The organism is Salmonella sp. SAL04214 (assembly GCF_046550615.1).
GTDB lineage: Bacteria > Pseudomonadota > Gammaproteobacteria > Enterobacterales > Enterobacteriaceae > Salmonella > Salmonella enterica.
This window is the reverse complement of record NZ_JBGDXT010000011.1, coordinates 127,390-146,073: the sequence shown is the minus strand read 5'-3', so window position 1 is coordinate 146,073 and position 18,684 is coordinate 127,390. Positions and strand designations below refer to the sequence as shown.

General features: G+C 51.0%; 20 protein-coding genes. 9 read left to right on the top strand and 11 right to left on the bottom strand.

Going from position 1 to position 18,684, the window contains the following annotated elements:
* Nucleotides 1–2 precede the first annotated feature (2 nt).
* On the top strand, nucleotides 3–314 hold the full coding sequence (locus tag ACLJQD_RS18235) for a hypothetical protein (RefSeq protein WP_000487126.1): 312 nt from the start codon (nucleotides 3–5) through the stop codon (nucleotides 312–314).
* Here the strand turns inward: ACLJQD_RS18235 and ACLJQD_RS18230 are convergent.
* Both ACLJQD_RS18230 and ACLJQD_RS18225 read right to left on the bottom strand, forming a co-directional pair.
* Complete coding sequence (locus ACLJQD_RS18230; RefSeq protein ID WP_001222527.1) at nucleotides 300–647, bottom strand: DUF488 domain-containing protein; 348 nt, start codon at nucleotides 645–647, stop codon at nucleotides 300–302. The two genes, ACLJQD_RS18235 and ACLJQD_RS18230, sit on opposite strands and share 15 nt — an antisense overlap.
* A gap of 118 nt (nucleotides 648–765) precedes the next feature.
* A complete protein-coding gene (locus ACLJQD_RS18225) occupies nucleotides 766–1,950 on the bottom strand; it encodes a CynX/NimT family MFS transporter (RefSeq protein WP_000205342.1) in 1,185 nt (394 codons plus the stop codon).
* Nucleotides 1,951–2,050: 100 nt separating this feature from the next.
* Between ACLJQD_RS18225 and ACLJQD_RS18220 the strand changes: the two genes are divergently transcribed.
* Nucleotides 2,051–2,845 (top strand): AraC family transcriptional regulator, encoded by a 795-nt coding sequence (locus tag ACLJQD_RS18220; protein WP_000579793.1) that lies wholly within the window; start codon nucleotides 2,051–2,053, stop codon nucleotides 2,843–2,845.
* Here ACLJQD_RS18220 and ACLJQD_RS18215 read toward each other — a convergent pair.
* Nucleotides 2,825–3,271: a DUF441 domain-containing protein gene (locus tag ACLJQD_RS18215; RefSeq protein WP_000460698.1), complete on the bottom strand. Its 447-nt coding sequence runs from the start codon at nucleotides 3,269–3,271 to the stop codon at nucleotides 2,825–2,827. The two genes, ACLJQD_RS18220 and ACLJQD_RS18215, sit on opposite strands and share 21 nt — an antisense overlap.
* Before the next feature lie 205 nt (nucleotides 3,272–3,476).
* On the opposite strand from ACLJQD_RS18215, the gene yoaI reads away from it, so the two are divergent.
* Complete coding sequence (gene yoaI, locus ACLJQD_RS18210; protein WP_000272239.1) at nucleotides 3,477–3,584, top strand: small membrane protein YoaI; 108 nt, start codon at nucleotides 3,477–3,479, stop codon at nucleotides 3,582–3,584.
* On the opposite strand, the gene ACLJQD_RS18205 is transcribed toward yoaI, so the two are convergent.
* Nucleotides 3,581–4,099 carry a YbaK/prolyl-tRNA synthetase associated domain-containing protein gene (locus tag ACLJQD_RS18205; protein WP_023893413.1) on the bottom strand — a complete coding sequence of 173 codons (519 nt, stop codon included), beginning with the start codon at nucleotides 4,097–4,099 and terminating at the stop codon, nucleotides 3,581–3,583. The genes yoaI and ACLJQD_RS18205 overlap by 4 nt on opposite strands.
* 49 nt (nucleotides 4,100–4,148) lie before the next feature.
* On the bottom strand, nucleotides 4,149–5,642 hold the full coding sequence (gene dgcJ / locus ACLJQD_RS18200) for a diguanylate cyclase DgcJ (RefSeq protein WP_017440988.1): 1,494 nt from the start codon (nucleotides 5,640–5,642) through the stop codon (nucleotides 4,149–4,151).
* Between the two features lie 294 nt (nucleotides 5,643–5,936).
* On the opposite strand from dgcJ, the gene ACLJQD_RS18195 reads away from it, so the two are divergent.
* Complete coding sequence (locus tag ACLJQD_RS18195; RefSeq protein WP_016705258.1) at nucleotides 5,937–6,137, top strand: hypothetical protein; 201 nt, start codon at nucleotides 5,937–5,939, stop codon at nucleotides 6,135–6,137.
* A gap of 144 nt (nucleotides 6,138–6,281) precedes the next feature.
* Here the strand turns inward: ACLJQD_RS18195 and ACLJQD_RS18190 are convergent, their stop codons facing one another.
* Nucleotides 6,282–7,568 carry a YeaH/YhbH family protein gene (locus ACLJQD_RS18190; RefSeq protein ID WP_000219714.1) on the bottom strand — a complete coding sequence of 429 codons (1,287 nt, stop codon included), beginning with the start codon at nucleotides 7,566–7,568 and terminating at the stop codon, nucleotides 6,282–6,284.
* A 122-nt stretch (nucleotides 7,569–7,690) separates the two neighbouring features.
* Entirely contained in the window at nucleotides 7,691–9,625 is a 1,935-nt protein-coding gene (yeaG, locus tag ACLJQD_RS18185; protein WP_001518010.1) for a protein kinase YeaG, read from the bottom strand.
* Nucleotides 9,626–10,051: 426 nt separating this feature from the next.
* Between yeaG and ACLJQD_RS18180 the strand changes: the two genes are divergently transcribed.
* The 3 genes from ACLJQD_RS18180 (at nucleotide 10,052) to ACLJQD_RS18170 (ending at nucleotide 13,238) form a co-directional block, all read left to right on the top strand.
* Complete coding sequence (locus tag ACLJQD_RS18180; RefSeq protein WP_000163762.1) at nucleotides 10,052–10,798, top strand: MipA/OmpV family protein; 747 nt, start codon at nucleotides 10,052–10,054, stop codon at nucleotides 10,796–10,798.
* A gap of 289 nt (nucleotides 10,799–11,087) precedes the next feature.
* Entirely contained in the window at nucleotides 11,088–12,284 is a 1,197-nt protein-coding gene (locus tag ACLJQD_RS18175) for an anaerobic sulfatase maturase (RefSeq protein WP_017440989.1), read from the top strand.
* A gap of 96 nt (nucleotides 12,285–12,380) precedes the next feature.
* On the top strand, nucleotides 12,381–13,238 hold the full coding sequence (locus ACLJQD_RS18170) for an aldo/keto reductase (protein ID WP_000843755.1): 858 nt from the start codon (nucleotides 12,381–12,383) through the stop codon (nucleotides 13,236–13,238).
* Nucleotides 13,239–13,336: 98 nt separating this feature from the next.
* On the opposite strand, the gene ACLJQD_RS18165 is transcribed toward ACLJQD_RS18170, so the two are convergent.
* Together ACLJQD_RS18165 and gapA are read right to left on the bottom strand one after the other, a co-directional pair.
* The gene (locus ACLJQD_RS18165; RefSeq protein ID WP_000608657.1) at nucleotides 13,337–14,221 is read right to left on the bottom strand and encodes a D-hexose-6-phosphate mutarotase; all 885 of its coding nucleotides are present in this window, start codon (nucleotides 14,219–14,221) and stop codon (nucleotides 13,337–13,339) included.
* 334 nt (nucleotides 14,222–14,555) lie between these two features.
* Nucleotides 14,556–15,551, bottom strand: coding sequence for a glyceraldehyde-3-phosphate dehydrogenase (gene gapA / locus ACLJQD_RS18160; protein WP_000153505.1), 996 nt, complete (start codon nucleotides 15,549–15,551; stop codon nucleotides 14,556–14,558).
* A gap of 341 nt (nucleotides 15,552–15,892) precedes the next feature.
* Between gapA and msrB the strand changes: the two genes are divergently transcribed.
* Together msrB and ACLJQD_RS18150 are read left to right on the top strand one after the other, a co-directional pair.
* Entirely contained in the window at nucleotides 15,893–16,306 is a 414-nt protein-coding gene (gene msrB, locus ACLJQD_RS18155) for a peptide-methionine (R)-S-oxide reductase MsrB (RefSeq protein WP_001519539.1), read from the top strand.
* 41 nt (nucleotides 16,307–16,347) lie between these two features.
* Nucleotides 16,348–16,626, top strand: a complete 279-nt coding sequence (locus ACLJQD_RS18150) for a YeaC family protein (protein WP_001046864.1) — start codon at nucleotides 16,348–16,350, stop codon at nucleotides 16,624–16,626.
* 351 nt (nucleotides 16,627–16,977) lie between these two features.
* On the opposite strand, the gene pncA is transcribed toward ACLJQD_RS18150, so the two are convergent.
* Entirely contained in the window at nucleotides 16,978–17,634 is a 657-nt protein-coding gene (gene pncA / locus ACLJQD_RS18145; protein ID WP_000184707.1) for a bifunctional nicotinamidase/pyrazinamidase, read from the bottom strand.
* A gap of 26 nt (nucleotides 17,635–17,660) precedes the next feature.
* Nucleotides 17,661–18,677: an asparaginase gene (gene ansA, locus ACLJQD_RS18140; protein WP_001170134.1), complete on the bottom strand. Its 1,017-nt coding sequence runs from the start codon at nucleotides 18,675–18,677 to the stop codon at nucleotides 17,661–17,663.
* Nucleotides 18,678–18,684 lie beyond the last annotated feature (7 nt).

Below are 18,684 nucleotides of genomic sequence, written 5' to 3'. Positions count from 1 at the left end.
ATATGTTTCAGTTAAAGCCGGGCGCGTTGGCAATAGTTATTGGCGCTAAAACACCCGCCGGACGGCAGAATATTGGTAAATCGGTTGAGCTATTTTGCCTGTGTCAACCCGGAGATGAATTCATTAACCCGGTAAATGGACACGTCACCTTACTGCCGAAAGAAGCGCCTCGGGCGCTGTGGCTGGTCACGGGCGATGTAGCCTCCGCCGATGGCCAGCACGGTTTTGCCTGGGTGCGGGCAGAACATTTGATGCCGTTGTCCCCGGACAGACAACCAGGCCAGGCGGCGGCACGACAATCACAGCTCTCGTAGCCACTCTGCCAGCACAATGGCATGGTTCTGGCGAGTATCTTTAGCGGCGTATAGCAACGTTAGCGGCTGGTGTCGGGCAATATCCGCCAGCCGTTTGCCTTCTTGATGCTGTTGCGCAAGTTCTGCCCGGTATTGCTGCGCGAAGTGGTTAAAATCAATCAGTTCGCTATGAAAGGCTTTGCGCAATTCGGTGGAGGGCGTAATGGCCTTATTCCATTCATCATAGACCAGCGCTGCTTTTTTAATGCCGCGCGGCCATAGCCTGTCAACCAATACCCGATAACCATCGTCTTTTTCCGCCGGGAAATAGACGCGCTTACACTGGATTCGCATTTTTCCCTCCTGTGATGGTGTCGCTTACGGTACTTTTGTCGGATAGCGGTAATGATTTTAATGGATCAGGCCTGATAAACGAAGCGTCATCAGGCATTCAAGTGGGTATCAGGTTTATTTATGACGCTATCTCTCGATCGCGTCCGGCGTAGAGGCCGAAAATCGCCATGATGATAGCCAGAACCGTCACGCCTGACAGCGGTAGATACCAGCTACCGCTGGCATCATGAAGTTTTCCCATGACGGGCGGCCCACATGCCGCCAGTAAATACCCGACCGACTGCGCCATGCCGGAAAGCGCCGCCGCCTGATGCGCCGAACTGGCGCGCAGGCCGATAAACGTCAGGCCGAGGATCATCGTCGCGCCTGAACCGAAGCCGAACAGTAGCGTCCAGATGACAGCCTGGCCCGGCACAAACCAAAGCCCCGCCGCGCCCACTGCGCACAATAGTGAGACCAGCGCGGCAATCCAGCGTTGATCGTTAAAGCGATGCAAAATAAGCGGAATGGCTAACCCAGGCGCCGCGGTCGCCAGTTGCAGCAGGCCATGTAGCGATCCTGCCTGTGCTTCGCTGTAACCGTGGCTGATGAGTATTGTTGGTAACCAGCCGATGATCACATAATAAATCAGTGAGTTAAGTCCCAGAAACAACGTAACTTGCCAGGCTAAAGGCGAACGCCAGATACCGCGTTCATGTAATGCCCGGGAGCTACTCAGGTTAGCTGAGCGGGTAGTGCGCCACTGCGGCAACCAGATAAGAAACGCCAACAGCGGAAACAGCATCAGCATTAACAGCGCGCCGCGCCAGCCAAAACCGTGCAACGCCAGCGGAACCACCAGCGCGGACCCCAACGCGGCGGCGGCACCCATCGTCAATGAATACGCGCCCGTCAGCCTGGCGACATGTTGTGAAAAATCGCGCTTAATCAATCCTGGGAGCAGCACATTACCCAGCGCTATCCCGCACCCAATAATGGCAGTTCCGGCAAACAACAATGCAGCGGAGGGCAGGGAGCGGAGAGCAATACCCGCGCAAATCAGCAGCATTGCGGCAAACAGACTGCGTTCCATCCCAAACCGGCGGGCAATACCGGCCGCCAGCGGCGAAACCAGTGCAAACGCCAGAAGCGGCAAGGTTGTTAGCAGGCCCGTCTGGGCGGTGGAAAGACCGTAATCCGAACGGATTGTCTCCAGCAACGGCGCAGCGCCGGTAAATGTTACGCGCAGCGTAGTGGCTATCATCAAAATACCGGCAATCAGTAAAGCGCCCTGTTTGCCGCGTGGTGAAAGGGCTGTCGTCATCGTTTTCTCATCTCGTCAGGCGAGGCGATACCTTAACAGTTTTTACTGTTTGGATGAATCAAGCTAAAATGACAATTTATCGCTAAAATCGGACAATATAATGATTGGCCTGAGACTGGACGGTTACGATCCCGACCTTCACCACGATGCCGCTGTGGCCTTTTGTATTCGCGCCAGGGATGATGAACTGTTTAGCCCTCGCCATCAGCATCGCAAGGGACAGTTGATTCTCGCTCTGCACGGCGCGATTACCTGCGAGGTGGAAAATGCGATGTGGATGGTTCCGCCCCAGTATGCCGTCTGGCTCCCCGGCTCGCTGCCGCACAGTAACCATGTGACCGCAGGGGCGGAGCTGTGCTTTTTATTTATTGAACCTGCAGCGGTCGTCATGCCGGAGCGTTGCTGCACGCTGAAAATTTCGCCGTTATGCCGGGAGTTGATTTTGTCGCTGGCGCGCAGAACCGATCCCGAAAGAGCGCAAATGCCAACGCAGCGCCTTATTCAGGTGTTGTTTGATGAACTGCCGCAGCAGCCGCAGGAACAATTGCAATTACCGGTATCGGGGCATCCGAAAATCCGCCAAATGGTTGAGACAATGGCGCAGGAGCCCGCGCGATGGAATACATTAGGGCAGTGGGCCAGCGTATTCGCGATGAGCGAGCGTAACCTTGCCCGGCTGGTCGTCAAAGAGACGGGACTAAGCTTTCGTCGCTGGCGTCATCAGTTGCAATTAATTCTGGCGCTACAAGCGCTGATCGCGGGACGTAATGTACAGCAGACGGCGCAAATGCTGGGTTATGATTCCACCACGGCATTCATTACCATGTTTAAAAAAGGCCTGGGGCAGACGCCAGGCCAGTATCTGACGGGCGAGTTACTGCTTCCCCACAATTAAGGAGACCAGCCCCGCCGCAATCAGTGGGCCGACCGGCACGCCGCGAAACAGCGCGACGCCAAGTACCGTACCGACCAGCAGCCCGGCGACGAGCTGCGGTTGGTTTCCCATCAGCGTAATGCCGCGGCCGCCCAGCCAGGAGACGAAAACGCCGACGGCAATCGCGACCAGCGATTTCCAGTTCACAAAAGAGTGGATCAATGTGGAGGGCGGTAGGGTTCCGCTGGCGATGGGAGCCATTACGCCGATGGTCAGAATGATAATCCCGACGGTGAGCCCCTGTTTTTCAATCCAGGGAAAAAAGGTATTCAACGGGGTTACGCGGACAATAATCAGCACCAGAATTGAGACGGCGACAGTGGTGTTGTGGCTGATAAATCCCAGAGCTGCCAGTCCGAGCAGGATCAGCAGAGTGACATCAAACATTATGGTTTCCTTGCCAAAAAGTAAGCCTGACTACTTTACGCCCAAACGGCAAAGCGCACAGGCCTTTTTAACGATTGATGCGGATTTCAGGCAACTGCCTGAAAGACAATCTCTACGTGAAAAACGACGTTATCATTAAATTGTCATCAACGCCGCGTATTGCTAACCGGTGAACCGTCATTGTTGTCTTCCTGAGGATACAATTATGTACGATCCACCGTTTCTTGAAGCGCTGATGATTACGGCGTCGTTTTTCGCCATTTTTATCATTATCGTTGTGTCTGTATTGCTCCTTGAAGGGGAAGGGGACTAAGCCGTTGGCGATGACTGAAAGCGGCGGAAGACTGCCAGTTCTGGTCGGGCGATGCGCAGATAGTCCTGTGTATTCATAATGACTGATTTTTCCAGCAGGCCGGCATTAAAGGCAATTTCATCGAAACGCTCAAACAGGAGCGGATCGGCGACCAGTTTCAGATTGGGGTGAAAACTGAAAGGCGGGATCGCGCCAAAAACGCAGCCGGTCAGCATATCGACTTCCGCCGGGCTGGCAAGGGAAGCGCGTAAGCCGCCCAGATGTGAAGCAAGCTGAGAGAGGTCGGCTTGCTGATCGGCCGCCAGAATAGCAAGAACGTGCTGGTTGACGCCGTTGCCTTTGACTTTACAGACCAGCGCTTTTGCGCCCTGGCCCAGCGCAGTACCGCGTATTTCAGATACCGCTTCACATTTTCCTACCGCTTCATGGCTAACCACACGATAGCGCGCGTTCTCCTGCGTTAATAAAGCCACTAAACGTTGGTGTGTAGCGACACCCTTCGCGACTTCAGTCATTTCGGCCATTTCTCACTCCTGGTGCAATATGAACATTTACTGCGAAGCACTATGATGAACGATGTTGTTTTTGTTGTTTGTTCAGATAGAGCTGCGCATCGGAAGCCTGGTAGGCATCATTAATCGTATCATTGGGCTGCATATTATAAATCCCGGCAGAAAAATGGACTGTCTTATCCGGTGCGATAATTTGCAGGTTACGAATAATACGCTCCGGCAGATGGATAGCCAAATCCGCCGCGTAATCAACAAGAATAATACAGAACTCATCGCCGCCGAGGCGAATGGCGTAATCGCTTTTACGAATCGATGTTTTAATCGCTTTCGCCAACAGGGTTATAATTCGGTCGCCTTCCTGGTGCCCCTGGGTATCGTTGATCAGTTTTAACCTATCGCAATCAATAGCGACAAATGTCACCGGCGTCCCGGCATTGACCAGGCGTTGCAGTCGCTGTTCCAGCTCCGGTGTTAATATTTTACGGTTGTAAAGCCCGGTCATGGCATCGCTAATATTTTCGCGTGTGACGTTACGATAAAGCCGAAAGTGCATCCGTACCATATTAAGCAGGAGCGCCGTTGCCAGTAAGTAAAAGGCCAGCGCTTTCCAGGACGAGACAAGGAAATAGGTTAAATCAAGGGACAACGAAACGCGCAGTCCACCCGGGATATCATGGCTATAATTCACATATTGAAACAGATTGTTTTTGCTTTGATTAATAATAATTTCTTTTCCAGAGTCCATATCCTTTAGTGTTACGTTAAGATAACGCCAAACCAGCGGACGGTCCTGGGTATAAAAAATATTTTTTAAATTATCCTGGTTAACATCCACCATCACGATACCTTTTAACGTTCCCGCCAGATAGACTGGCGTTAAAAAGCTCATGACGTTTTCCTGGGTAATATCATCCATGTAAATACTTGAAATAACCGTACGGCCGGTAAAAAGTTTATCTATATCTTTTCTGTTAATACCCATTGTGCCTTTTTGTAAAAAAGTCCAACGATGCATGGCGAAGCGCCGTGAGTTGATTAAATCATAGAAATAGACATAATGTTTATTTAAATCAACGTAATAACGGAATTTAAGCTCCAGTGTGCCCAGCCCGTGACTGTGGTCGTCCTGCGAACGGTTGATGCTTACCGCCTGATCAAACGCAGGCAGTAAAAGGGCGTCATCAAGATTATCGGTACACTGTGTAGCGGCGGTTTGCAGGGTACCATGTAGCGCCGGATAATTATGCCGGGTCAGGTTGACACCGTGCGTACCGTTAATAGCCTCAAAGGCGTCGCAAAACGCGCGGCGTTTTTCTGCGGTGACGGGGTCTCCCGGCGCTTCAAAAGTTCGCATCAAATGTGCGGCGATGCTTTGATTCTGGTACTTATCGTACAAAAACGACGAATCGGCTCTCTCCATGATATAACGCATATAGGCATTCATTGCCCTGTCGCTGGCAATAAGTTCGTAAATCAGGAAGGACGATGTCAAAACGATGACGCTTGCCGAGATAAAGTGCCTGAGCGCTTTATGATGCAAATTCATGATGAACTACAGCCCTGAAAGTCGGATGCGTTAGTTTACCATAGCGATGAGAATTCCTCTAATAGACTGTTTAAAAATAAAACGTGTTGATGTTATGAAATAAAAATCATTCTCGATTTAATAAACCAATTAATACGCTGTGTTTATATTTTCAGGTGTGACTATTGTGATAAAAACTAAATTTTTAACCAACAATACTGATCTATTTGTGACAAAAAGAAAATAACCTTTATTATGATGATGAAAGGAGTGTGAAGTGGTAAGGATAATAATTTACTTCCGTTCTGAGGCTCTATGAAACGATTTAAAGAGATGGCTGTGATTTTATTTTTTGCATTACTGGCAGCAGGTTTTACGTCGTCGGCGATGGCGGATGATCCTTTTTCACATGTTTTGGATCATGTTTTTGATAAAGTCCCTGCCTGTCACATTGTTCCTCCTGGAGTGGGGCAACCAGGACATTTGGGGCCTTGGTCTTGGCCTTGGTGTTATTAACATGATGGAATTCTATTAATGGGTTAAATTACCCGATATGCCGGAATACCTTCATTCAGACTATTCGCGGGTAATTGCTTCAGTCATAAAAACCGAACACCAGGTTTATTAAAACCCGCCCGACATATGAACGGGCGGATTTATTTATGCGCTTTGATTGGCGCTCTGTTTCTGAAACAATTCGCGGAATACCGGATAAATATCCTCCTGATCGCGAATATGCTGCATGGCGAAGTTATCGAACGTCGCCTGCAGATGTTCATACTCGCGCCATAAGGTCTGGTGGGCGCGGCGGGTAATCTCGATATAGCTGTAATAGCGCACTACCGGCAGCAGCTTTTTCGCCAGAATCTCATGACACAGCGGTGAATCGTCGGCCCAGTTATCACCGTCTGACGCTTGCGCCGCATAGATGTTCCACTGCCCCGGGTCGTAGCGCTCTTTAACCACTTCATCCATGAGTTTAAGCGCGCTGGAGACAATCGTCCCCCCGGTCTCTTGCGAATAAAAGAACTCATGTTCGTCCACTTCCTTCGCCTGGGTATGGTGGCGGATATAAACCACTTCTACGTTCTTATACGTTCGGCTCAAAAACAGATAAAGCAGAATGTAAAAACGCTTGGCCATATCTTTGGTTGCCTGGTCCATCGAACCCGAGACGTCCATCAGACAGAACATCACCGCCTGGCTGGAGGGCTCAGGCCGTTTTTCATAATTTTTATAGCGTAAATCAAAGGTGTCGATAAACGGCACTCGCTCGATTTTAGCCCGTAGTTCGGCAATCTCCCGACGTAACCGCTCCTCTTCAAGCAGTTGCGCTGGTTCGCTATGGCTGATGGTCTCCAGTTCCGTTTCCAGCGCGTGCAGTTCGCGGCGTTTTCCTGCCGTCATTGCTGTACGGCGCGCCAGAGAGTTTTGTAGCGAACGTACCACGCTGATATTGGCCGGTACGCCGTTTGAGGTGAAACCGGCGCGGTGAGTTTTATACTCGTTAAGCTGGCGATGCTGGTTTTTCTTCAGATTAGGCAGCGCTAAATCTTCAAAGAGCAGATCCAGATACTCATCTTTTGAAATCTGAAAAACAAACTCATCCTGGCCTTCGCCGTCCTGGCTGGCCTGACCTTGACCGCTGCCGGAACCGCCGCCGCCACCGCCTTGCGGACGCTCAATGCGATCATTCTGGATAAAGTGATCGTTACCCGGATGGACGCGATGGCGCAGACCGCCGCGCCCCTGATGAAACATCGGTTCGCTAATATCATCGGTTGGAATAGAGACGGACTCTCCGCTGTCGACATCGGTCACAGAGCGTTTATTAATCGCTTCGGAAATCGACTGCTTAATTTGTGCTTTATAACGACGCAAAAAGCGCTGGCGATTCACCGTGCTTTTATTTTTGCCGTTAAGACGTCGGTCTATGAACCAGGTCATATGCCCCCCGTACTGCCAACTGAGCGCCTGTTCTGTCAGTGCCGGATAGCGCTAACGCTTAGCCAGTCTACAGAACATTACTTTGTAGGCCCGGTAAGCGCAAGCGCCACCGGGCATTAACATCACGACGATTTACGCACGCGCAGGTACCACTCGCACAGCAAACGAACCTGCTTACGGGTATACCCTTTTTCCATCATCCGATCGACAAAGTCGTCATGCTTTTTCTGCTCGTCAGTCGACGTTTTGGCGTTAAAAGAAATGACCGGCAACAGCTCTTCAGTATTAGAGAACATTTTTTTCTCAATCACCGTGCGCAGCTTCTCGTAACTGGTCCAGTTTGGATTACGGCCGCTATTGTTGGCTCTGGCGCGCAGGACAAAGTTTACTATCTCATTACGGAAATCTTTCGGGTTACTGATACCCGCTGGTTTTTCAATTTTTTCCAGTTCGGCGTTCAGCGACTCGCGATCGAACAGTTGGCCGGTATCCGGGTCGCGATACTCCTGATCCTGAATCCAGAAATCCGCATAAGTCACGTAACGATCAAAAATGTTTTGCCCGTACTCAGAGTAAGATTCGAGATAGGCCGTCTGGATCTCCTTGCCGATAAATTCGGCGTATTTCGGGATCAGGTAGCCTTTCAGGAACTCCAGATAACGCTCAGCCTGCTCCTGCGGGAACTGTTCACGCTCGATTTGTTGTTCCAGAACGTAGAACAGATGTACCGGGTTTGCCGCCACTTCCGCATGGTCGAAGTTGAATACGCGGGAGAGGATCTTAAAGGCGAATCGGGTGGAGAGACCGTTCATCCCTTCGTCCACGCCCGCATAGTCGCGATACTCCTGGTACGATTTGGCTTTAGGGTCGGTATCTTTCAGGCTTTCGCCGTCATAAACGCGCATTTTCGAGTAAATACTGGAATTTTCCGGCTCTTTCAGGCGGGAAAGAATCGAGAAGCGCGAAAGCGTTTCCAACGTGCCCGGCGCGCAGGGCGCATGAGCCAGCTCGCTATGATTAAGCAGTTTCTCGTAGATTTTGATCTCTTCGGAGATTCGCAGGCAATAAGGCACCTTCACAATATAGACACGGTCGAGGAACGCTTCGTTATTTTTATTGTTACGGAAAGTCACCCATTCAGATTCGTTTGAGTGGGCAAGTATGATGCCATTAAAGGGCAGGGCGGAAATACCTTCCGTACCATTGTAGTTACCTTCCTGAGTTGCGGTCAGCAAGGGGTGCAGCACCTTAATAGGCGCTTTAAACATCTCGACGAACTCCATGATCCCCTGGTTAGCGCGGCACAGCGCGCCAGAGTAACCATACGCATCCGGATCGTTCTGGGCGTGATGTTCGAGTTTACGAATATCCACCTTACCGACCAGCGCCGAAATATCCTGGTTGTTTTCATCGCCGGGTTCCGTTTTGGCGATGGCAATCTGCTCCAGAATGGAGGGCCAGACTTTCACCACCCGGAATTTAGTAATATCGCCGCCAAACTCATGCAGGCGTTTGGCCGCCCACGGGGACATAATCGTACCGAGATAGCGGCGCGGAATACCGTACTCTTTTTCCAGAATCTGCGCGTCTTCCTGCGGATTAAACAGGCATAACGGATGATCGTTGACCGGACTACGCTCGCCGTTGGCGCTTAAAACATAAATTGGCACGCGCTGCATTAGCGATTTCAGCCGTTCAGCGAGCGATGATTTGCCACCCCCCACAGGTCCCAGCAAATAGAGAATTTGCTTCTTCTCTTCCAGCCCTTGCGCCGCATGTTTCAGATAAGAGACAATCTGTTCAATCGCGTCTTCCATGCCGTAAAACTCTTCAAACGCAGGATAGCGAGCAATAACCCGGTTGGAGAAGAGTCGGGAAAGTCGGGGTTCCTGGGCAGTGTCGACCATATTAGGCTCGCCGATAGCCATTAATAGCCGCTCTGCCGCGTTGGCATAAGCACTGCGATCTTGCCGACAAATGGTAAGAAAATCCTGCAGTGTGAACTCTTCGTCCTTGGCAGCTTCGTAACGCTGGCGATAGTGATCGAATATATTCATGATATGCCATCCTTTCGTTTTTTCGCACATGTTAAGAGCCGTTCATATGAATAGTAGAGGCTCCCGGAAGAGGTAGACTGAACGCCGTCTCTGCTAAGGAAAAAAAAGCAACTCTCATGCCATTTTATTGGTCAGAAGATCAACGTGTCCGGTGATACACCTTCTTAACATTAAGCGTAGATGGCATTTGCAAAACTTGCCTGTACGCGTCAGTGGATTTCGATGACATATCAATAACTCATCAGGTAGAAAAGGCTGGTGGATATCAGAAAAAGCGTTCCCGGTCACATAACGATCATCAGCCGATCATCTGAAAATAATCGGTGATGGTGATATTAAACGGTTACATTGTGTAAAATAGTTGGGCTTACAGGTATTGGCGGTTACACTTTTGCCGCAGAACATTTGAATAAGGAATTATGGATTGTGACCAAACTTAAACTTCTGGCTCTTGGCGTGTTTATTGCAACATCCGCCAGCGTCGCGCACGCTGAAAGCAACCTGACGTTGGGCGCAGGCGTTGGTGTGGTTGAACACCCTTATAAAGATTACGATAGCGATGTTTATCCGATACCGGTCATCGCTTATGAAAGCGAAAACTTCTGGTTCCGTGGTCTGGGCGGCGGGTACTACTTGTGGAATGACAATGCCGATAAGTTGTCAATCATGGCATACTGGTCCCCGATGTACTTCAAACCGGGCGACAGCGATGACCATCAGTTGCGTCGTCTGGACAGGCGTAAAAGTACTATGATGGCGGGCGTTTCTTACGCGCACCACACCCAGTATGGATTCCTGCGTACCTCACTGGCAGGGGATACGTTGGATAACAGTAACGGTATTGTCTGGGATCTGGCCTGGCTGTATCGGTATACCAATGGCGGGCTGACCTTAACGCCTGGTATCGGGGTTGAATGGAATAGCGAGAACCAGAACGATTACTATTACGGCGTATCACGCAAAGAATCTTCGCGTAGCGGCCTGCGCGGCTATAACCCGAACGATAGCTGGAACCCGTATCTTGAACTTAGCGCTAACTATAATTTCGCCGGTAACTGGAGCGTATATGGTACTGCGCGCTACACCCGCCTGTCGGATGAAATTACCGACAGCCCGATGGTGGATAAATCCTGGACCGGTATCCTTTCTACTGGCGTGACCTATAGATTCTGATTGATTGAATTTGCCGGAAAAACCATGACAAAGCCTGCGTTATGCAGGCTTTGTGCTAACTGAAACGCGAACATGGCGGCTTGCATAAATGCGCTGTTGACCGGGAATGGCACAACCTTACGTGATTTATACTTTGTTACATCAATTTAAAAAACTAGCCTTTTATATGAAAAATCCAGGTGATTACAACTGCGCTAACAATTAGCGTAATAATTGTTGCAATGCTGGCTGATATCGCCCTGTCACGTCCCGCTTATGCTATACCCATTCTTCACAGCGAGTAAGACGAATGAGCATAGTATTCAATACCGTAGCCAAGCCCAGCGGCAGTCTGTGTAACTTATCCTGCAAGTACTGTTTCTATCTTGATAAACCCCGGGGCCAGCGCGTCATGTCTGACGATGTGCTGGAGACGTATATCCGCCGGGTAATTGATGATACGCCATCATCAGAGGTCTCGTTTTGTTGGCAGGGGGGAGAGCCGACGCTATGCGGTCTTTCTTTTTATCAAAAAGTGGTGTGCTTGCAGCAACGTTATGCCAACGGCAAAACTATTTACAACAGTCTGCAAACCAATGGCGTATTAATCAATGAAGAGTGGGCGGCTTTCTTTGCGCAGCACCAGTTCCTGATTGGTATATCGATTGATGGGCCGCAAGTCGTTCATGATAATTACCGGAAAACGCCGTCAGGGCGGGCGTCTTTTTCCCGAGTCGTTAATGCTATCCGCCTTCTGCAGGCAAATGATGTCGATTTCAACACGCTCACTGTCGTGAATGATGCGTCATGCCGTCATGGCAACGCTATTTATCATTTTTTGACGCAGGAGCTGGAAAGTAAACACCTGCAATTTATTCCCATTGTTGAGCCGCTCGCGCAAAAAGCGCAGCGTTCTTTGACGTTATCTGACAATGAGGATTCGCCTTCGCTGATGCCCTTTTCCGTTACGCCTGAAGGGTGGGGCGCCTTTATGTGCGATGTTTTTGATCAATGGATACGTCACGATGTCGGACGCATATTCGTACAGCTTTTTGACAACTTACTTGGCGTCTGGATGGGGGAGCCCGCCACGCTTTGTACGATGCAGTCGACCTGCGGACAAAGTTTGCTGGTGGAGCAGAATGGCGACGTGTTTAGCTGCGACCATTTTGTTTTTCCCGCCTATAAACTGGGCAATCTGCAGCAACACTCTTTAGAAGAAATGGCGGCCTCTCCTTTTCAGCAGCAGTTTGGCGCGGCTAAAGCAAACCTTTCCTCACGCTGCCAGAACTGTACGTGGCGCTTTGCCTGTCACGGCGGTTGTCCGAAACATCGAATTTGTATGGACGGCGGCGAACGGCAAAATTATCTCTGTAAAGGATATCTGGAGTTCTTTCAACATGTGACGCCCTATATGAATGTGATGCGTCAATTATTACTGAATCAGCGACCCGCCGCGCATATTACTCGCATCGTCGACATGATTGCGGATGACGTTCGTCAGTGACAAGAAAATCGCCCCCTTGCGCGGTATGATGCCGGACATTACCGTAGGGTCTAAGAGTCCTGTATTGTTTTACCGTCGAGTGACCTTGAAAAGGAAATGAAATCAGTGAAAAACGTAACGTTTTACGGGCAGGTGACGCTTCCTGCCATCGGACAGGGAACATGGTATATGGGCGAGCGCGCGGATCAACGTCAGCGCGAGGTTTCGGCGCTGCGCGCGGGGCTGGATTTGGGGTTACGCCTTATTGATACGGCGGAAATGTATGCCGACGGCGGGGCGGAAAAGGTCGTGGGCGAGGCGTTAGCAGGGCGACGCGATGAGGCATTTCTGGTGTCAAAAGTGTACCCGTGGAACGCTGGCGGTCAGAAGATAGTTGCCGCCTGTGAAGAAAGCCTGCGTCGTCTGAAAACAGATTATCTCGATCTCTATCTATTGCACTGGGCCGGAAGCTTTTCATTCGAAGAGACCGTTGAAGGTATGGAGCGGCTAATCGCGCAGGGGAAAATTCGCCGTTGGGGAGTCTCTAATCTTGATTATGACGATATGCAGGCGCTGTGGCGCATCCCCGGGGGACAGCAATGCGCGACAAATCAGGTGCTCTATCATCTGGCGTCACGCGGTATTGAGTATGATTTATTGCCGTGGTGTCAACAACAGCGAATGCCAGTGATGGCCTATAGCCCGCTGGCGCAGGCTGGCCGGTTACGTAGCGGTTTACTGAATCATCCGGTGGTGAATGAAATTGCGCAAGCGCATAACGCAACGGCGGCGCAAATCTTACTGACGTGGGTGATTGCGCATCCGGGCGTGATGGCGATCCCGAAAGCCGGAAGTACAGAACACGTGAAGCAAAATGCGGCGGCGCTTGAGATCGCCTTGTCAGCAAACGAACTTGCCTTACTGGACAACGCCTGGCCTGCGCCAAAAGGGAAAACCGCGTTGGATATGGTGTGACGCCGGATAAAATGTGTAAGCGCCGCCATCCGGCAGGTCATGCCTGATGGCGGCTGACGCCTTTCAGATCCTATAGCAACGCCGTTATCCATTCACTTTTAGCGTTTAGCGACGCAGATAGTCTGCGCCAGACGAGAGGGTTTTTCTTCTGTGGCTTGTTGCGGCGCAGTAGCGTAAACCGTTTCAACGCAGACAAACGTTTTATAGCCGTCATCCGGCATGTCGCCCATGCTGACGGACAACGCCGGGCCAGGGTTCCAGCCTACGACGTTAAGGTGATGGTGGTGGACCACATCAATCGTGCGGTTTAATGTCGCATCGTGGATCACGCTACATGCTTCAGGATTGAGGTAAACGCGATCGGTACGGTCCGGAAAGGTTTGTATACCGTCGGCCAGGACATCTTCTTTAGCGTCGTTAACTTTATCAATAAACCGATCGCCGAGTCCGCTGACCTTAACGTTGGCGATGTCGCCAACGTTAAAATAGCTGTGGAGCGCGGATGTGGTTGCAAATTCGCCATGCGCTTCCAGTTCAATTTCACAGGTTTTACCCACTTTAAAACGTGCCAGCAGCGTGAAATCGTGCGGCCAGTATTTCCGGGTGGCCTCACTGCTTTGCAGCTCAAATGTCAGCATTACGCCATTATCATCTTCATTATGCGCTTTTAGCGCCCACGGAAGATTACGCGCAAAGCCGTGTGACGGCAGACCCTGTTGAGCCGCAGGTCCAAACCAGGGCCAGCAGATCGGTACGCCGCCGCGTAGCGCCACGCCGGTTTTGAAAGGCGTATTATTACTGAGCCACAATACCTCTTCCTCGCCAACGGGTTTCCAGGAGAGAAGGTGCGCGCCCTGTAATGCAAAAGAGGCTTTAACCTGCGGATGGTCAACGACGATCAGATCCAGGTCATCAAGCTGACGACGGGAAAGGACAGGGGTAAGCTGTTCGATAACCGGGAGGGCAAAAATTTTATTAATCATTACGCAATCCTCTTAACCCTAAATAATTCGAGTTGCATGACAAGGCGCTTGTGCATTGACCAGTGCTTGCGCTGGCCCGTAGAGGCGAGGCCGCAGGCCGAGTAACGCGGCAAGTGAACGACAAATTCATCGGGAACGAACTTGAACAACCGTAGGTCATCTCCGGCCAGGGACATGGACATCCCTGATTCATCCCGATAAGTTCGACTTCCGTCAGTGATTCGGGTGAGAAAGCATAGCCAACACACCTGCAACTTGAAGTATGACGGGTATATCTTTAAGCAAAAAAAAGAGCGACCTGAGTCGCTCTTACCAATGACTGTGTCATCTCAACTTATTTGGAGATGTGAGCAATCAGGTCCAGTACTTTGTTGGAGTAACCGGTTTCGTTATCGTACCAGGAGACCAGTTTCACGAAGTTGTCGTTCAGCGCGATGCCTGCTTTAGCATCGAACACGGAAGTGCATACTTCGCCGTTGAAATCGGTAGATACAACGTCGTCTTCGGTGTAACCCAGAACGCCTTTCATTTCGCCTTCGGCAGCAGCTTTAACAGCAGCTTTGATCTGCTCGTAGGTAGCCGCTTTTTCCAGACGAACGGTCAGGTCAACAACGGATACGTTCGGAGTCGGAACGCGGAACGCCATACCAGTCAGTTTGCCATTCAGTTCTGGCAGTACTTTACCTACCGCTTTAGCAGCGCCAGTAGAGGACGGGATGATGTTCTGAGATGCGCCGCGGCCGCCGCGCCAGTCTTTGTGAGACGGACCGTCAACGGTTTTCTGGGTTGCGGTAGTCGCGTGAACAGTAGTCATCAGACCTTCGATGATGCCGAAGTTGTCGTTGATAACTTTAGCCAGCGGCGCCAGGCAGTTGGTGGTGCAGGAAGCGTTGGAAACGATGTCCTGGCCTTCGTATTTGTCAAAGTTAGCGCCTTTAACAAACATTGGGGTGTTGTCTTTAGACGGACCCGTCAGAACCACTTTTTTCGCGCCAGCGGTGATGTGTTTACGCGCGGTTTCGTCAGTCAGGAAGATACCGGTAGCTTCAGCCACTACGTCAACACCAACTTCGTCCCATTTCAGGTTAGCCGGATCGCGTTCAGCGGTAACACGGATTTTTTTACCGTTAACGATCAGATGACCGTCTTTCACTTCAACAGTACCGTCGAAACGGCCGTGAGTGGAGTCATATTTCAGCATGTATGCCATGTACTCTGCGTCTAACAGGTCGTTGATTGCAACGATCTCGATGTCAGAACGTTTCTGAGCAGCACGGAAAACAATGCGACCGATACGGCCAAAACCGTTGATACCTACTTTGATAGTCATATATTCCACCAGCTATTTGTTAGTGAATAAAAGGTTGCCTGTAAAATTACAAAAACCTTACGCAGCGTCAAGCGGAATCGTGTCAATCATTGCGACAAATCAATCCTCTGCACAACCTTTGCGCGGCTGATTCGCCTCACTCTTCCTTTCGGCTTGAAACCACATGGGGGCGCCGCCCCGAATTTTAAAGGGCAACCGAGATAATAATGTGACATCAGTCACGATTCGTGAGCCGCCATTTCGCAATGATCAAGTTTAGAACAAAAGTTGGTACTGAGGTGTTAATGTTTTGTTAGAATCGGTCAGGCAATGTGAGCACGTTTAAAGTGAGATGTGAGCAAATGGCTAACCAACCTTCAGCAGAAGAACTCAAGAAAAAATTGTCCGAAATGCAATTCTATGTGACGCAGGATCGTGGCACAGAACCGCCATTTACCGGACGCCTGCTACATAATAAACGCGATGGGGTTTATCACTGCCTGGTCTGTGATACGCCGCTTTTTCACTCCCACACCAAATACGATTCAGGCTGCGGCTGGCCTAGCTTTTACCAGCCTGTCAGCGAAGAGGCGATTCGTTACATAGACGATTTTTCTCATGGCATGCAGCGTGTCGAAATTCGTTGCGGTAACTGCGATGCGCATCTCGGACACGTTTTCCCGGACGGGCCGCAGCCAACCGGTGAGCGCTATTGCGTTAACTCGGCCTCGCTGGCCTTTTCTGACGAGAAAAACGGCGATCAACTGAAAGGCTGAAAAAACGATTCAGCAAATTATTCCACAGGAGCGGACACATCATGAATCTTGATGAGATCATTAACAGCATGACGCCGGAAGTGTATCAACGTTTATCCACCGCCGTTGAGCTGGGTAAATGGCCGGATGGCGTGGCGTTGACGCCGGAACAGAAAGAAAACAGCCTGCAACTGGTGATGCTATGGCAGGCGCGGCACAATACCGAAGCGCAACATATGACGATCGATACTCACGGTCAGATGGTGATGAAAAGCAAGCAGCAGCTCAAAGCGGATTTCGGTATTACGTCAAAGCCGATTGCGACATTGAAAATGCAGTAACGGGGAGCCGGATAAGAGGTAGTCGCCATTCGGTGGTTTCATTGCCAATGCGTTGTGCTTACCGGGCCTGCTCATTGCTGCCAGGCACAGGCCCACCATATTTTTACCCATTACGCTTAATGTCCAGCGAGTCCGCCAACTGTGTCGCTAACTGATTATTGTCATCGGCGGCCTATTCCCGGAACATTGCGCCGGCCAGCCCGCGCTTTTTAATCTGTTTCGTTAGAAGCGCTCTCCAGCCTGCGTTGAGCTTTGCCTGGTAGCGACGCTGACGTGACGTATCCGGCCCAAAGATCTATGCAATGGTCTCACCGTTGCGTGATGTATTGACCGGATACGATACCTGCTCCGCTACCTGGCGACAGCCTGGCCCTGCGTCTCTTCCCAGTCTGCCAGCGTATACAGCGTCGCGCCTGCTGCCGCCATCTCCATAAACGCGTGTGCGCTATCCTGCGGGTGAATATTCACGCCGCGACAGCCATCGGTGATAACGTTAACGGCATAGCCCAACTCTAGCGCATCCAGCACCGTAAATTTTACGCAGTAATCGGTCGCCAACCCCATCACGATAAGCTCGGTAACGTCATGCTCGCGAAGCCAGGTATCAAGGGTAGTTTTCTGCCGATGTTCGTTGTCAAAAAACGCACTGTAGCTATCAATCAGCGGGTTTTCACCTTTATAGATGCAGGCGTCAATCGCATGTTGGTTAAGCAGGGGATGTAACGCCGCGCCGTCGGTATGTTGAACGCAGTGATCCGGCCAGAGCGTTTGCGGCAGCCCGTCCAGCTTTCCCTGACTATAGGGTTCCGCCTGATGCTGGCTGGCGAAGCTGCCATGCTGCGCGGGATGCCAGTCCTGGCTGGCCAGCACCGGAATCTGCCGGGGCTGGCACCAGTCAATAAGAGCGTTGGCGATGTCGATGGTGCTGTCGCCTTCCGCTACAGCCAGCGCGCCGCCGGCGCAAAAGTCATTTTGCAAGTCGACCAGTAATAAGGCCCGGTTTGTCATTATCTTCTCCTTGTCGTCGGGATTTTTTAATCATCCGGCGTCAATTCACCACGCAAGTTTTGCGCCATCGCGCTACGAATCGCCTGAGTGTCCAGACCCTGGCTTAACAAATAATGCAGTTTGGTTAAGGTGGCTTCGACGGTCATATCGGCACCGCCAATCACGCCAGCGTGCGCCAGCGCATTACCGGTAGCGTACCCGCCCATATTGACTCGCCCTGACATGCATTGCGTCAGGTTAACCACCACGATGCCGCGCGAACTGGCCTCTTTCAGCTCCTGTAAAAACGCTTTATTTTGCGGCGCGTTGCCTACGCCATAAGAGCGCAGAATCAGCGCTTTTACCGGCTGACGCAGAAAGTTACGTACTACCTCGGCGGAAATCCCCGGATAAATCGTCACTACGCCTATCGGCTGCGGCGTAATAGGGTGAACGATTAATTCACCAGAACCGTAGGGCGCGGGAGGCGTATTTAAACGGCGAATGTGAATTCCTGCTTCCAGCAAGGGCGGCAGATTGGGAGAGGCAAAAGCGTCAAACCCATCCGCATGGGCTTTGGTCGTGCGATTGCCGCGGAACAGACGATTATTAAAAAACAGCGTTACTTCATTAATAGGGTAGTTGGCGGCGACATAAAGCGCATTCAGCAAATTAATTTGCCCGTCGGAGCGCAGCTCAGCCAGCGGAATTTGTGACCCTGTCACAATAACCGGTTTACCCAGATTTTCCAGCATGAAAGAGAGCGCCGATGCGGTAAACGCCATCGTGTCGGTGCCGTGCAGAATAACAAAACCGTCATACTCATCGTAGTGCGCTTTGATATCTGCAGCGATATGCTGCCAGTCTTCCGGCGTCATATCTGATGAATCCATCAGCGGGGCATATTCATGGATGGTAAAATCCGGCATCTCCGGGCGGTGGAATTCCGGCATCAGCGCCAGCTGGCGCTGAAGGTGCCCGGACACCGGGATATACCCTTTATCTGAGCGCTGCATACCAATAGTACCGCCGGTATAGGCAACGTAAATTGATTTCTTTTGCATGATAATG